We start from the raw sequence: 14,817 nt of genomic DNA, 5'->3' as shown, positions 1-14,817 counted from the left end.
GCAGCAGCATAATTTTTGGTGGGGCGGGCTTCTGGCTCGCCCCATTTTTTATAGAAGAAGGAAGAATTTCGGCAACGGATGTAACAGATGTAAACGATGTAAGCGATGGATAGAAGAAGGCTTTAGTTATCTAGAAGATAAGGAAGAAGGAAGGAAAAGCTAAAATCTAAAATCTAAAATCGCAATATTGGGTTTCACTTCGTTCTACCCAACCTAGAGCTCGCTACAGCTCGCGAATCATTGAGAATTGCTATATTAAGAGTTACGGAAGAAAAACCAGTTTCTACGACAATATTCGGTTTAGCAACGAGGCATCTAACCAGAAACCTCGTTTTTAGCCCCCGGTGCGTTCAAGACTGTATCTTTCAAAAATTTGAGATAGGTTATAAGTAATTGAGTTAAATTACCAATTACCAATTCCCGCTTACCAATTACCAATTACCAATTACCAATTACCAATTACCAATTACCAATTACCAATTCTCGATTACCCATTCCATTTATGATGATTTGGAAATTTTTAAATCACCTGTTATTCATCGGGAATTATATTCCTCAAGGCTACTGTTACCTTTGGCAACGAGAACTCGTGGCGCTCCACATAGTGTCAGATTCTATAATTGCCCTGGCCTACTATTCAATACCGCTATCCCTAATTTATTTTATCGGTCAGCGAAAAGACTTGCCCTTCCGCAACATCTTTTGGCTGCTTGCAGCCTTTATTATCTCTTGCGGCACTACCCATATAATGGAAGTTTGGACGCTTTGGCATCCTGTTTATTGGGTTTCTGGCAGTCTAAAAATTATTACCGCCGCGATTTCTGGTTACACCGCATTTGCATTAATTCCTTTCGTTCCCCAAGCATTAACTCTCCTGAGTCCAACTCAATTAGGGATGATCCATTCCATACTGCAAAAAGAAATAATTGAACGCCGAGAAACGGAAGCTCGCTATCAAACTTTAACTGAAGCTTCGCCGGTAGGAATATTTTATGCAGATGCTCGAGGAGACTGCTTGTATGTCAACGAGCGCTGGTGTCAAATTTCGGGAATAAGCTGTGATGAAGCTTTGGGCAAAGGGTGGTTGCAAGGCATTCATCCAGACGACCGCGAGCGGGTTTTTTCTGAATGGTATAGCGCCGCGCAGAAGAAATTGCCCTTTAAATCTGAGTACCGCTTTCAAGGCTTTAATCACCCTCAAATCAGTTGGGTATTCGCTCAATCTGTCGGTAAAATCGGAGAAAATGGGGAAGTTAAAAGTTATGTGTGTACTATTACTGATATTACAGAACGCAAGCAGGTAGAAGATGAAAATAGACGGCTCAATGAAACTCTGGAGCATCGAGTTGCGGAGCGCACTGCTCAAATCGAAATTTCTAACCACCAATTGCAAAAAGAAATCGCTTACCGCGAAAAAATTGCACTCACTTTGTTGGAATTGACGCAACTGCAAAATGCAATTCTTAATAGCGCTAACTACACAATTATTTCTACAGATCCAGACGGTACAATTAAAACATTTAATCGGGCTGCCGAGCAACTTTTAGGTTATTCGCTAGAAGAAGTGGTCGGGAAAGTCACGCTAGCAATAATTCACGACCCTCTGGAGGTCGCTCAAAGAGCTGAAGTTCTTTCTCAAGAATTGGGAGTGAAAATAGAGCCGGGAATTCAAGTATTTTTTGCCTTGCCGTGCCGGGAAATCGCTGACGAAAATGAATGGACTTACATTCGCAAAGATGGTGCGCGGTTTCCGGTACTGCTGTCGGTGACTGCCTTATTTGATAGTAACGGAAATATTAACGGTTTTTTGGGTATCGGTCAGGATATTAGCGATCGCAAACAAGCTGAAAAAGAGCTGCGTGACCTAACCAGTGCCATGCAAAATGCGGTGGAAGGCATTTCGCGGCTGGATATTGAGGGGCGCTACGTGAAGGTTAACCGAGCTTACGCTCATAAATGCGGTTACGAGCCGGAACAAATGCTTGGCATGAAATGGCAGCTCACCGTACACCCGGGCGATGTTGAGATGATGCTCTCAGCTTATCAGGAAATGGTAATTTCTGGCAAAGTAGAAGTTGAAGCTAGAGGAGTCCGAAAAAATCGCTCGTTTTTTTATAAGCAATTAACGATGGTAAAAGCTTGCGACGCACAAGGGATATTTAACGGTCACCACTGTTTTATGAAAGATATCACTGAGCGGAAACTAACTGAAACTGCTTTGCTCGAAAGCGAATTCAAGTACAGGCAAATAGTTGAATTAGCAGAAGAAGGTATTTGGGTAATTGACAGAAATGGCCTCACGACTTACGTAAACCACGCAATGGCGCGAATGCTAGGCTATAGTGAATTAGAAATGTTCGGGCGGTCGCTTTTGGATTTCATGGACGAACGGGACAAACCACAAGCTATTGAAAATATCGAGCGGCGCAAGCAAGGTATTGGTGAACAACACGAATTTAAATTCAAAAGCAAGGATGGCAAAGATATTTGGACTGATATGTCTACCAGTCCAGTCATGGATTCCCAGGGTAATCTGCTGTCTTGTTGCGCCTTGGTTTACAACATTACAAGCCGCAAGGAAGCAGAGCAGCAAATGCTGCAGCTTACAGAAGATTTGAAGCGTTCCAACGAGGAATTAGAACAATTTGCTTATGTGGCTTCCCACGATTTGCAAGAACCGCTCCGAGCCGTTACCAGTTACACTCAATTGCTGGCCCAGCGCTATCAAGGAAATTTAGACGATCGCGCAGATAAGTATATTCATTATATTGTCGATGGTGCCACCAGAATGCAGCAGTTAATTAATGATTTGTTGGCGTATTCGCGCCTGGGAACGAGAGGTCAGGAGTTTGAGCAGGCGGACTGCAACGCTGTGGTTAAGCAAACTATGTGCAATTTGCAAATTGCGATCGCCGAAACAAAAGCTGTAATCACCTGCGACGCGATGCCAACCGTGATGGCGGATGAATTTCAACTGGTGCAATTATTCCAAAATTTGCTCGCCAACAGCATCAAATTTTGTCGCCAAGATATCCCGTTGATTCATATCGCTGCCTGCAGGCAAGAGAGCGAATGGGTGTTCAGTGTCCGCGATAACGGCATTGGCATCGATCCGCAGTATGCCGATCGCATTTTTATCATTTTTGCGCGCCTGCACTCCCGCCGCCAATATTCCGGTACTGGTATAGGTTTGGCGATGTGCAAGCGCATTGTTGAACGCCACGGCGGGCGCATTTGGGTGGAATCTCAAGAGGGAAAAGGAGCGACTTTTTACTTCACTATTCCTATAATTAGTACCTGAAGCCTAAAAATTCAATTTTGTTTTTATACTTTAAAGGATACGCCTATTATGAGCGATCGAAGCACTGTTAGACCTATAGAGATTCTGCTGATTGAGGATTCTCCCAGCGATGCCGATTTGGCAATAGAAGTCCTCAGTCAGGGTAAAATATTGAATAACTTGCATTTTGTGGAGGATGGAGTCGAAGCAATCAAGTTTTTGCGCCGAAAAGAACCCTATCTCAGGGTACCTCGTCCCGATTTGATTTTGCTAGATTTGCATCTGCCGAAAAAAAGCGGTATAGAAGTGCTAGAAGAAATTAAAACTGACCCAAAGTTAAAATTAATTCCTGTAGTGATTCTCAGCACTTCAGCAGCTCCAGAAGATATTTTTAAGTCATATTCCCTCCACGCCAACTGTTACATAACAAAACCTGTAGATTTCGTAGAATTTACTAAAGTAGTAAGGTTAATTGAGGAATTCTGGCTGGCAGTCGTCAAACTTCCTCTAAATTAAACGAACAGATGCTTTGCTTGTGAACGCTATAAAACTTTTCAACCTATGGAAATTCGCCTGGTGGATGATTCGCTCATTGAGACTGAATGGACTTTATAAAAGCTGGCGACAAGTCAATTTTTAATAAGTTGAGAATAGTATAAAATATGGTATAAAAATAATTTTATTTATTGAATAAAAAGCAGGGTTTTCTGTTCGCATTCACGTCCAAATTTAATTCTGCTTAGCCCGATGTTGCCTAAAAAAACGGTTATAAATATTGATATAAATCAACTCAGCCCTCAAGTTAAAAATGATTCGTGTGGTAATTATGACAACCTCAGCAGCCGATGAAGAGAGGATCAAGTTTTATGGGCTGTCAGCCCGGTGCTACATAACTAGGCTTATCGATTTTAGTCAAGTCGCTAAGCTGGTGAGATGGATTAAGGATTGGTGGCTGGTGGTGGTGACAGTTCCCAAATAATAATTTTCAAGTTGAAAATGGCAAGGGAAAGCAAAAAAGTTTAACCTAAGATTGGTAGAGTAAAATTTTTACAGTCAAAAACGTCTAAGCTATGTGGATTAAAATTCTGTTAGTAGAAGACAATCCGGCTGATGCTGATTTACTTGCAGAACTGTTAGAAGTATCTGTGGGCGTCGAGTGGGAACTGGTGTCTGTTGAGTTCTTGCATGAGGCGATCGCACAACTGTGCAAACAACCCTTTGATGTAGTTTTGCTCGACCTTTCTTTGCCGGACAGTCGCGGTTTGGAAACGCTAACTCGCCTGCGAGAAGTTGCTCCTGATGTGCCAATGGTGGTAATGACAGGCTTGGACGATGAGGCGATCGCCCTCGAATCAGTTCGCTTGGGAGCTCAAGACTATATTGTTAAAGGTCAAATTACTACTCAATTATTAGTGCGGACGATCCGCTATGCGATCGAACGTTCTCAAACATTTCAAATGCTGCGGGAAAGCGAGCGCCGCTTTCGGGCAATTTTTGACTCGTCGTTTCAGCTAACCAAGCTGCTGACTCCCGAAGGAATTGTGCTGGAAGTGAACGAGACAGCCCTGGATTTTGCCGGATTGCGATCGCAGGGTATTGTGGGCCGCCCGATTTGGGAAATGGCGATTTGGGCCCAGTCGCCACAGGTTTCCGAACAATTGCAATGCGCGATCGGCAAAGCAAGTCGCGGCGAGTTTTTCCGCAGCGAAATCGACTTGTTAGGCAAAAGCGGCCAAATTATGACAGTTGATTTCTCACTGAAACCTGTTAAAAATGAAACAGGACAAGTTTTGCTGCTGATTGCGGAAGCCCGTGACATTAGCGATCGCAAACGAGCCGAAGCGGAAATTCTCAAAGCCCTCGCACGAGAAAAGGAACTTTCACAACTGCGAGCTAAATTTGTCACAATGGTTTCCCACGAATTTCGCACACCTTTGACAACTATCCAATTTTCCGCTGGATTGCTGCAAGATTACAGTTCTCAGTGGCCCCAAGATAAAAAATCTACTCATTTTGTGCGGATTCAATTAGCAATTAAACGCATGACAGAGTTATTAGAAGATATCCTCGTAATTGGCAAAATCGAAGCCAATACCTTGCAGTTTCAACCGGTTTCCTTAAACCTTGAAAAATTTTGCCGTCAACTGGTAGAAGAGCAACAGCTTAACGACAGCAACCAACACCCGATCGCCTTTCAATATGAAGGCGACAATTGCGAGGCTCAAATGGATGAAAAACTGCTGCAGCAAATCTTGGGAAATGTCCTCTCAAATGCCATCAAATATTCCCCCGCCGGCAGTACAGTTTCCTTGCACCTCAACTGTCAAAACAAAGAAGCTGTTTTCCAAGTTCAAGACCAGGGCATCGGCATTCCCCAAGCCGATCGAGAGCGGATATTAGAAACTTTTTACCGAGCTACAAATGTCGGCACTATTTCGGGAACAGGTCTCGGCTTAGCAATTGTGAAGAGGGCTGTGGAACTTCACGGCGGCCAACTCGCGATCGACAGTCAAGAAGGAAAAGGTACAACTTTCACTATTACCTTGCCTCTCATCTGCCCTCCCAGTCAATAACAACTGAATTATCAACTATACATATCCGCTATTTAACGATTAATTAAGCGCCAAACAAACAAACTTATCAAGTGTAGGAATCCAGAACTTTCCAACAAACTACTAACTAAAAGGAGCTATCACCGTGGCTAAGATTTTGGTAATAGAAGACGAAGAAGCGATTAGAGAGAATATTTTAGAGTTGCTGGAAGCCGAGAATTTTGAAGGAATAGGAGCGATTAACGGCAAAGTCGGCATCAAATTGGCGATCGAACAAATCCCGGATTTAATTTTATGCGACATGATGATGCCGGAAGTAGATGGTCACGGCGTCATCAAAGCTTTGCGCTCCGAACCCTTGACTGCCACAATTCCGTTTATTTTCCTCACAGCCAAAGCCGATAAAGTTGACGTTCGCACGGGCATGGAACTGGGAGCTGACGATTACATTACTAAGCCGTGTACGCCGCAAGAACTGCTAAATGCCATTGCTATTAGGCTTGAAAAACAAAAAACAATTAGCCGACAATCTCAAAAGACGCTAGACGAATTACGCACTAATATTAGTATGTCGCTGCCCCACGAATTGCGGACTCCTTTGAATGCAATTCTGGGTTTTTCTGAGCTGATACTGTCAGAATATAAAGTATTAGAGGAATCAGATATCTTAGAGATGATCGGTCAAATCCAAATTTCCGGTCATCGCTTGTATCGACTGATTCAGAACTTTTTGCTGTATGCAGAACTGGAGATAGCAGCCACAAATCCCGAACTGCTAAAGGAGATGCGAAACAGCGAATTTAGCTGTGTAAAATCTTTGCTGAGTCAAAAAGCGCGGCAGCAAGCAAAACACGCGAATAGAACCGACGATTTACAATTAAACTTGCAAGATGCGTCAGTAGCTATGGATTCTGTCAGACTCGCAAAAATTGTTGAAGAACTCTTGGACAATGCCTTCAAATTTTCTTTAGAAGGAACGCCTGTTTTATTAAGCACTTTCGTCGAAAATCAGACTTTTATTCTGTCTGTCAAAGACCAAGGCCGCGGCATGACTGCCGATCAGATTGCACAGCTAGAAGCTTACAGGCAGTTCGATCGCAAACTGTACCAACAAGCAGGTTTGGGATTGGGCCTGGCTATCGTTCAACGCCTTGCAGAATTGCACGGAGGAGAATTTAAAATAGAAAGTTTGCCGCAGCAAGAAACCATAGTTTGCGTTTCCCTGCCTGTCTAAACAATGATTGTACCAGTTTCCCAAAAGAATACAACTGTAGGCAAACTCCCAATCCTTATGGCATAACTCATTCCCAATTCTCAAATCTCAACTCTCAAATGGTATTATGCAGGAGCGATCGCTCCTTTCAGACACCGCTGCAGATAAATTTGAGCTACCTTATCATTAGGGTTGATTTCCAAGCAGGCCGAAAACAATCTTATAGCTTCGCCACACTTGTCACTATTGTAGAGTACCAAAGCTTGCTCAAAGATTGTCTTTGTCTCTAACTTTTTCTGTCGTAACTCTGGCGGATCCGCCGCAAATACTTCATAAAGTGTTACCATTCGCGATTTGCCTTTAACTGCTACGCGATCTATCAACCTCAAATCATAAAACTCGTTTAACTGTATAAAAGTATTGTGAGTAATTAACATCGAAACCTCATACTCTTTCGTCAAAGTTTCCACGCGGGAGGCTAAGTTTACCGCATCGCTAATCACCGTGCTGTCCATCCGACTTTGGCCACCCACCGTGCCTAACATCAAAGAACCCGTATTTATGCCAATGCCAATTTGCAGCGGCGGACAATCGACCTGATTACGACTAATATTATACTCGTTAAGCTCTTCTAGCATGGCAATTCCCGCTTTCACCGCATCGTCCGGACTGCCATCAAACAGCGCCATAATCGCATCGCCAATGTATTTATCAATAAAACCAAAATTGTCAGTAATTGCCGGTTCCATCCGCGACAAATAACCATTAATAAATTGAAAATTCTCTTCGGGATTCATCCTTTCCGAAAGAGAAGTGAAATCGCGGATATCTGAAAACAGCACCGACATTTCTTTCTGCACCTGATCGCCTAATTTGACTTCCAGAATACTTTCATATCCCAGAAAGTGGAGAAATTCGTGCGGCACAAAACGCCCGTAAGCATCTGTTAATTTTTCTTCCGCTGCTAAAGCTTTTTGTAACTCCTCTGTGAATTGGCGGCGCTCTGTTTCTACCTCTAGACGTTCCGTGATGTCTTGAAAAGCAGCTATGGCGTAAACTATGTTTTTTCGTTCGTCGTAGATTGGAGTCGCCCAAACCTCGATCGGCACAACGCGATCGGACCCATGAATTTCGAGATCGTCCATACGCACAAATTCTCCCCGCAACGCCCGAACAATCGGTTGGCTATCCCTCGGATACAATTGATTAGTTCCAGCGTCGTAAAAATGATAAGCTTCAGGAAATTGGTCAGTACCCCCATCAAAAATTAAACCTTGGGCTAGTATCCTTTCGCCCCAAGAATTCATGTAAAAAGGTTTACCCTTACCATCGACAACAAATATTCCCACTGGCATCGCTTCTAGGAATTGAGTCAATCGGCTTTCGTTTTCTGACAGTGCCTCATTTAACTTTTCTTCGGCGGCCAAAGCTTTTTCTAAATCATTAGTAAACCTGATTCGTTCTACTTCCACCTGTCTTTGCAAAGTAATATCCTTAGCAAAACCCTGATAGTAAAGCACTTCACCGTTAGCATCATAAACGGTGCGCGCATACTCAGAAATCCAGATAATGCTGCCATCTCGACAGTAAACCTGAGACTCAAACTCACACAGAGTACCGTGCTGTTTCATCAGCGCCAGAAACTCTTGACGGCGGTTCGGTTCCACGTACAATTGCTGCTGAATATCATTAATACTTTCTATCAATTCTGACGCGGAATCGTAGCCGTAAATTTCCGCCAGAGCAGGATTCGCACTAATAAAATGTCCGTCTGGCGTCGTCTGAAAAATACCTTCTAAAGCATTTTCAAATATCCCGCGATACTTCTCTTCAGCTTGAATTAGCGCCGCTTCAGCTTCCTTGCGTTCACTTATGTCACTAAAAGCAATAATTGCATAGGAAATGTCCCCTGTAGAATCATAAATTGGAGTTGCCCAACTCTCTACAGGAATAATCTTATTAGCTGTACGAATTTCTACACCCTCAGTCCGCACATTTTCACCCCGAAGCGCCCGCATAATTGGCAATTCTTCCACGGGGCATCTCTGATTAGTCCCGGTTTTATAGAATTGATAAATTGCTGCTTTTTGCTCTGAATTAATATGCGGCACAGTGCCTTTTCCAAATATATCCCGCGCTTTCTGGTTAGCGTAGAAAGATTGCCCGTTTGCATCAAGTACACACACGCCCAATGGCATAGCTTCTAGATATTGCGTCAAGCGACTTTCGTTTTCATGTAGTTTGGCAATTAGCATTGCCTGCTTGCGGTTTAATTTTACCAACTCCTGATTCATTTCCTGAAGTTCTCTTTGTTTTTCGGCTAATTGTTTATCTTGAAAATATTTATATATTGCCTCAGTGACAGTTAATTTTAAGTCATCACATTGCCAAGGTTTAGGTATATATCGGTACAATTTAGCATAGTTAATAGCATTGGCTACCGCCTCCAAATCTGCCTGCCCCGTCAGCATAATCTTGAGACAGTTCGGCGAGATAGCATGAACGCTCCTTAATAGTTCGTCTCCTTTCATACTAGGCATGATATGATCCGAAATAACCAAAGGAACTTCATACTGCTCTGCTAAAAGTTCGGACAGCAACTCTAAAGCTTCTTCGCCACTTTGAGCCGTTTCAATTAAATATTTATCTTCAAAGGCTTTTAGCAGGTCTATTTCCAGACTATCGAGTATAGTCTGCTCATCATCGACACAAATAATGACTGGTTTTTTCATAAATTTGCTAGACCAGACTTAATCGCTTCAATTAATTCTTGATTTCGCCAAGGTTTTTCTATGAAAGCATGAAGATTTGCTTGAGTTGTTGTGCGTTCGATTGCTTCTTTGTCTGCTTGTCCTGTCAGCATCACTGTCACAATTTGCGGATATTTTTGATGAATTTTAATCAGCAACTCATCTCCTTTCATTCCAGGCATCAACCAATCAGAGACAATTACTAGAATGTTAACCTCAGCTTCATATAGCTCTTCAATAATTTCCAGGGCTTCGGCAGCACTTTCAGCAAATTCGCAAAGATATTTACCCTTAAATGCCTGTTGCAGTTCAATTTCCAGACTTTCCAACACTCCTACTTCATCATCCACACACAAAATTGCTGATTTAGACATCGCTAGTTTCCTTCTTTAGTTTGGCAGGGTGAAGCCCGATGGGTAAGCACACCGTTTTCCAAATTCTACATTCGGCGCGGGTAGACTGCAAATTTTTAGCCCCCGACTTCAGTCTGCGACGCTTTACCTACTCAGTTAAATTAATCGGCAAAGAAACTGTAAATGCTGTATTACCCGGTGCCGACTCCACATCAATTTTACCCTGATGTTTTTCAATTATTTTTTTGACAATATCCAGTCCCAACCCGCTGCCTTCTCCCGCAGGTTTAGTAGTAAAAAAAGGTTCAAAAATTTTCGGAATAATCGCTGGTTGAATCCCCTTACCGCTGTCAATAAGTTTTACCAAGACGTTGGTATCTTGTTGTACCGCGTCAATTGTTAAAGTTCCTTGATTGTCCATCGCTTGTAAGGCATTGTGAATTAAATTGGTCCAAACTTGATTGAGTTCGTCTGGATAACACAGTACCGGAGGCAATTGAGATTGATAGTTTCTGACAACTTCCACACCCTGCTTTATTTGGTTTTGATAAAGAGTTAATACGGTTTCAATTCCGTCCGTAATATTCACCTGTATTTTTTCCCCATTTACATCGTAACGCGCATAATTTTTCAGAGCAAAGACGACTTTTGCAGCGCGTTCAGTAGCGGTAGCGATGGTTCGGGCGCTTCGGTGAATGCTAGCAAAGTCGTAGGCTGTTTTTATAATATTTTCGCTTTCAGGATCTTTGAGCAGCGACAAGAATTCTTGCAGATTTCCTTGCAATCCGATATTGACTAAAATGCTAGCAAGGCTGTCAGCATTGTCAATGCCTTCCGACTCTAGTTGCTGCTTCACTTCTTTTTTCAAGACCCGTTTTTCTCTAGTAGATAAAGAGTAATTTTGTTGACTAGAACTGTACATCAAACGCAAGAAATCGTGCTGGCGTTCTGCTGACAGTTCTTTAAAAAAAACTGGCAAACTTTCGAGATTGTTATCCAAAAAGTTAGTAATATTTCCAATAGACGACCGAATTGCGCCCAACGGCGTATTAATTTCGTGAGCAATGCCTGCAATCAGTTGCCCTAATGCAGCCATTTTTTCCGATTGCACTAATTGATTCTGAGTAGCTTGCAATTTATTTAAAGTTAGTGTCAGTTCATCGTTTTTCTGTTGAAGCTTTTTTTGCAATTGGCACATTGCTAAATGGGTTTCTACCCTAACTAGAACCTCTTCCACCTGAAAGGGCTTGGTAATATAATCTACGCCGCCTACCGCAAAGGCTTTGACCTTATCAAGTACCTCATTAATCGCACTAATAAAAATCACGGGGATGTCGCAAGTTCGTTCATCAGCTTTGATCTTTTGGCAGACTTCATACCCATTCATTTCAGGCATCATAATATCCAGCAAAATCAAATCGGGAGGCATACCTTTTGCCGCCGAAAGCGCTAACTCGCCGCTAGGTACCGGGCGCACTTTATAGCCCTTGGTGTTCAAAATTCCGGCTAGCAACCGCAAATTAGCTGGGGTATCGTCAACTACTAAAATATTACCGCGCTCGGTCCTAAGAATGTCGTTATTCATGTGATATTGCTTGAGATATTAACTTTAAAACTTTGTCGTACTCAAAATTTTCTATACAATTTGCGATCGCACCGGCCGTTACTGCATCCTTTAATCGAATTTGCTCTATCAAGGTATCAATTAAATCCATATCTGCATTCAGTATCGCCAGCTTTAAATCAGCTACCAGTGAATCAGGCAATTTCACCAGATCAGTCGCAGTCATTGCGCGATCGCCCTCTTTGATTGGCAATAAATTTGTTTGACCCGGATCTTCATAAATATAGCGCACTCCGATATGTTTGTGCAGAGCATCAAAAATATCCGCTTCCCGGAAAGGCTTCCGCATAAAAGCATTGCAGCCCGCCGACAAGATAACTGCCCGTTCTTCCTCCCAAACGCTCGCAGTCAGCGCAATAATCGCAGTAGCTTGACCTTTAATAGTGCTTTTAATGTATTGCGTCGCTTCGTAGCCGTCCATCACGGGCATTCTCATGTCCATCCAAATTAGATGCGGTTCCCAACTATCCCAAATCTCAATAGCTTCTTGACCATTAGTAGCTTCTTTCAGTTCAAAACCCAGAGGATTGAGAAGTTTAATTAGCAGTTGGCGATTTAGCCCTTTATCGTCTACTATCAAAATTCGATAGGTGGGTTGATGGGGTTCCAGAGCAATAACATTGCGGGTCGGTTGTGGGGTTTCAATATCAGCCGCATCGACCGCAGTAACTTGAATGTCAAACTTAAAGTTAGTTCCCTTGCCAACAGCAGAACAGACGCTCATTTCGCCGCCCATTAATTCCACAAATTTGCGACTGATTGGCAATCCCAAGCCAGTACCTTCTTGCGAATCTTTGCCTGTCTTGGTTTGCACGAATGGTTCAAAAAGAGCGTCTAATTCATTGGTAGCAATACCGGGACCAGTATCTTCGACTTCAAAATAAAGGAAGAAGGAAGAGGTAGAAGCTGAATCGTCATTTGGCGCGGTAATAATCTGGTTGTTTGAGTGACTGAATTGAGATATTTTAAGATCATTAAATGCTGAAGTTTCTGTATTTAATGATAGTTCTTGGTGAGCAAATTTACCCTTTTCTACCTGCTGATTTCGGCCTAATGACTGCTTGCTAACTCTGACGGCTACACCCCCGTCTTGGGTAAATTTAAGAGAGTTATTGAGCAGATTAATTAAAATTTGTCGCAACTTTATCTCGTCGGCTTCTACATATTGTGGCACGTCGGTGTTCCGGTCAAAAACTAACTGCAACTGCTTGTCATGGGCCTTGAATTCAAACATATCTTCCAAGTCGTTTAGCAGGCGATAGAGGTCAAATTTTTTGGGATTGAGGGTGGTGCGCCCGGATTCAATTTTAGATAAATCGAGTACGTTATTAATCAGGGTGAGCAGGTGTTCTCCGCTGCTGTTAATTATGCTAATGTTTTCTTGATGTTCTGGGGATAGAGTTTGGCTGCGAGTCATAAGTTGGGAAAAGCCGAGAATTGCATTGAGGGGCGATCGCAATTCGTGGCTCATGTTAGCAAGAAAGGTGCTTTTAGCTTGATTCGCTACCTCTGCTTTGTCTTTAGCTACAGCCAATTCTGCCGTCCGCTCTTGCACTCGGTTCTCTAAAGTTTCAAAAGATTGTTGCAGTTGTTGAGCCATGCTGTTAAATGACTTGGCTAATTCCCCCAATTCGTCCGAGCGCTCGCTTTCTACGGTTGTGTCCCATTCACCTTTAGCAATATTTTTTGCTGCTGCATTTAAGCGCAAAATAGGGTTGGTCACCCACCGAGAAGTCAGAATGCCGATCGCCACAGCTACTCCTAAAGCTGCGAAACAAAGCAAAACCGCTGTGCGGGTATTGGCATCGATTTCTTTGGTGAAATCTGCTTCGGGAACAACTACGACAATCAGCCAGTCCAAACCTTTGCCGTCTTGGAACGGCAAGACTTTTAAAAATTGTCGCTTGTGATTTATTTCAAAGCTCAATAACTCCGATTTTTTAATTAGGTCTAATTTTTGATACTGTGCAGTTAAATATTTAGCTGTAGAGCGAGTAAAAGGGTTGCTGCTTTCTTCTACTTTAAACAATTGTCTTTGATTACCTTTAGTGCGAAACGGGTTTTCGGTTGTGGAAGTTGCCAACAAAGTACCCTGGCGATCTATAATAAATGTTTGACCGGATTTGCCAACTTTGAGACTGTTGAGAAATCTCCCAAGATGGTCGAGACGCAAGGCAGTAAATAAGACTCCTTGTAGCTGATTTTTTTCGCTGTATACTGGTTGGATAGCGCTGATAATTAATGTCGGTTCTAGTAAGGAAACAAAAACCGAACTCCAAGTAGGTTTGCCGACTTTTACGGCTTTTTGGTACGCAGGATGTTGCCGATTATCATAGTTTTTGGCAATGGTGGTAACTGTAGTGCGATCGCCTCGCTCGTTTGTACTGTAAGAATTAAAATTTAACCCAGTAGATGTTTCTATCACATTAATCATTCGGGAGCCGTTAGACAGTTGCTCACCGGCTCTATAATCTCCCTTATTGTTGCCAACGGAGGTAAAATTGATATATGGATATAATTGTACTTGTCGCCAAAGATATTTCTCCCAAGCTGATAAGTTTTCCATCTTTAACAACCCGATGTTGACAGCATCCAGCTTGGTTTGATTTATTTGATGGGGAGTTGTTAGGTAAACTTGCAGGTTTTGCTCGACACGCAAACTCACCTCGCTCATTAACTGACTGGCAAGGTTATTAACTGCTTTTTGTCCGTTTCTAAAAGAAAGATATCCTACGAGTCCCACGGCTCCGACGATTTGCAGTACAAATGGAACTATGAGAACAGTTCGCAGCGGTAATTTGTCTAAAAGTTTAGAAACCATAAGATTGAGAGGTTTGGTGAACTTAGTCTAGAAGCGTCCTTGCACAAGCTGTCTTAACAGCAGCACCATTTACTGCCGACTAGCTAGAAAGAATTGATGCGGGCTATTTTAGCTGTGCTAGATGCTCGACCCCATCGAATGTAAACCCAGGGTAAGAGCATCTCAATCACGCTTGACAAAAGGACTCAGAAGAATCTAATATATTGTCAGTCAAACAAGAACGG

The 14,817-nt window shown here is 42.7% G+C and carries 9 protein-coding genes; 5 read left to right on the top strand and 4 right to left on the bottom strand.

Annotated features, from left to right (window positions below; genetic code table 11):
- The first annotated feature begins 502 nt into the window (after window positions 1-502).
- From QUA45_RS20660 to QUA45_RS20640, 5 genes are all read left to right on the top strand, one after another.
- Complete coding sequence (locus QUA45_RS20660) at window positions 503-3,301, top strand: PAS domain S-box protein (RefSeq protein ID WP_333096910.1); 2,799 nt, start codon at window positions 503-505, stop codon at window positions 3,299-3,301.
- A 48-nt stretch (window positions 3,302-3,349) separates the two neighbouring features.
- Window positions 3,350-3,796 carry a response regulator gene (locus QUA45_RS20655; RefSeq protein WP_333081177.1) on the top strand — a complete coding sequence of 149 codons (447 nt, stop codon included), beginning with the start codon at window positions 3,350-3,352 and terminating at the stop codon, window positions 3,794-3,796.
- 310 nt (window positions 3,797-4,106) lie between these two features.
- The gene (locus QUA45_RS20650) at window positions 4,107-4,259 is read left to right on the top strand and encodes a hypothetical protein (protein WP_333096912.1); all 153 of its coding nucleotides are present in this window, start codon (window positions 4,107-4,109) and stop codon (window positions 4,257-4,259) included.
- 91 nt (window positions 4,260-4,350) lie between these two features.
- The gene (locus QUA45_RS20645; RefSeq protein WP_333150368.1) at window positions 4,351-5,853 is read left to right on the top strand and encodes an ATP-binding protein; all 1,503 of its coding nucleotides are present in this window, start codon (window positions 4,351-4,353) and stop codon (window positions 5,851-5,853) included.
- A 124-nt stretch (window positions 5,854-5,977) separates the two neighbouring features.
- Window positions 5,978-7,066, top strand: a complete 1,089-nt coding sequence (locus tag QUA45_RS20640; RefSeq protein ID WP_333221994.1) for a response regulator — start codon at window positions 5,978-5,980, stop codon at window positions 7,064-7,066.
- Window positions 7,067-7,170: 104 nt separating this feature from the next.
- On the opposite strand, the gene QUA45_RS20635 is transcribed toward QUA45_RS20640, so the two are convergent.
- The 4 genes from QUA45_RS20635 to QUA45_RS20620 all read right to left on the bottom strand — a co-directional run bounded on the left by QUA45_RS20635 (window position 7,171) and on the right by QUA45_RS20620 (window position 14,593).
- On the bottom strand, window positions 7,171-9,777 hold the full coding sequence (locus QUA45_RS20635) for a PAS domain S-box protein (RefSeq protein ID WP_333221993.1): 2,607 nt from the start codon (window positions 9,775-9,777) through the stop codon (window positions 7,171-7,173).
- Window positions 9,774-10,169, bottom strand: a complete 396-nt coding sequence (locus QUA45_RS20630; protein ID WP_333221992.1) for a response regulator — start codon at window positions 10,167-10,169, stop codon at window positions 9,774-9,776. Before QUA45_RS20630 ends, QUA45_RS20635 begins: the two co-directional genes overlap by 4 nt.
- Window positions 10,170-10,296: 127 nt before the next feature.
- Complete coding sequence (locus QUA45_RS20625) at window positions 10,297-11,733, bottom strand: response regulator (RefSeq protein ID WP_333221991.1); 1,437 nt, start codon at window positions 11,731-11,733, stop codon at window positions 10,297-10,299.
- On the bottom strand, window positions 11,726-14,593 hold the full coding sequence (locus QUA45_RS20620; RefSeq protein ID WP_333221990.1) for an ATP-binding protein: 2,868 nt from the start codon (window positions 14,591-14,593) through the stop codon (window positions 11,726-11,728). Before QUA45_RS20620 ends, QUA45_RS20625 begins: the two co-directional genes overlap by 8 nt.
- Window positions 14,594-14,817: the final 224 nt, after the last annotated feature.

This window comes from Microcoleus sp. Pol12A5, from assembly GCF_036701435.1.
Classification (GTDB): domain Bacteria; phylum Cyanobacteriota; class Cyanobacteriia; order Cyanobacteriales; family Microcoleaceae; genus Microcoleus.
Note: the sequence above shows the minus strand (reverse complement) of the source record. Positions and strands in the feature narration are given on the sequence as shown.

Excerpts from the sequence above, each read along its gene's own strand:
- QUA45_RS20630 (WP_333221992.1), bottom strand. The coding sequence starts at position 10,169 with ATGTCTAAATCAGCAATTTTGTGTGTGGATGATGAAGTAGGAGTGTTG.
- QUA45_RS20655 (WP_333081177.1), top strand. The coding sequence starts at position 3,350 with ATGAGCGATCGAAGCACTGTTAGACCTATAGAGATTCTGCTGATTGAG.
- QUA45_RS20625 (WP_333221991.1), bottom strand. The coding sequence starts at position 11,733 with ATGAATAACGACATTCTTAGGACCGAGCGCGGTAATATTTTAGTAGTT.
- QUA45_RS20635 (WP_333221993.1), bottom strand. The coding sequence starts at position 9,777 with ATGAAAAAACCAGTCATTATTTGTGTCGATGATGAGCAGACTATACTC.
- QUA45_RS20645 (WP_333150368.1), top strand. The coding sequence starts at position 4,351 with ATGTGGATTAAAATTCTGTTAGTAGAAGACAATCCGGCTGATGCTGAT.
- QUA45_RS20620 (WP_333221990.1), bottom strand. The coding sequence starts at position 14,593 with ATGGTTTCTAAACTTTTAGACAAATTACCGCTGCGAACTGTTCTCATA.
- QUA45_RS20660 (WP_333096910.1), top strand. The coding sequence starts at position 503 with ATGATGATTTGGAAATTTTTAAATCACCTGTTATTCATCGGGAATTAT.
- QUA45_RS20650 (WP_333096912.1), top strand. The coding sequence starts at position 4,107 with ATGACAACCTCAGCAGCCGATGAAGAGAGGATCAAGTTTTATGGGCTG.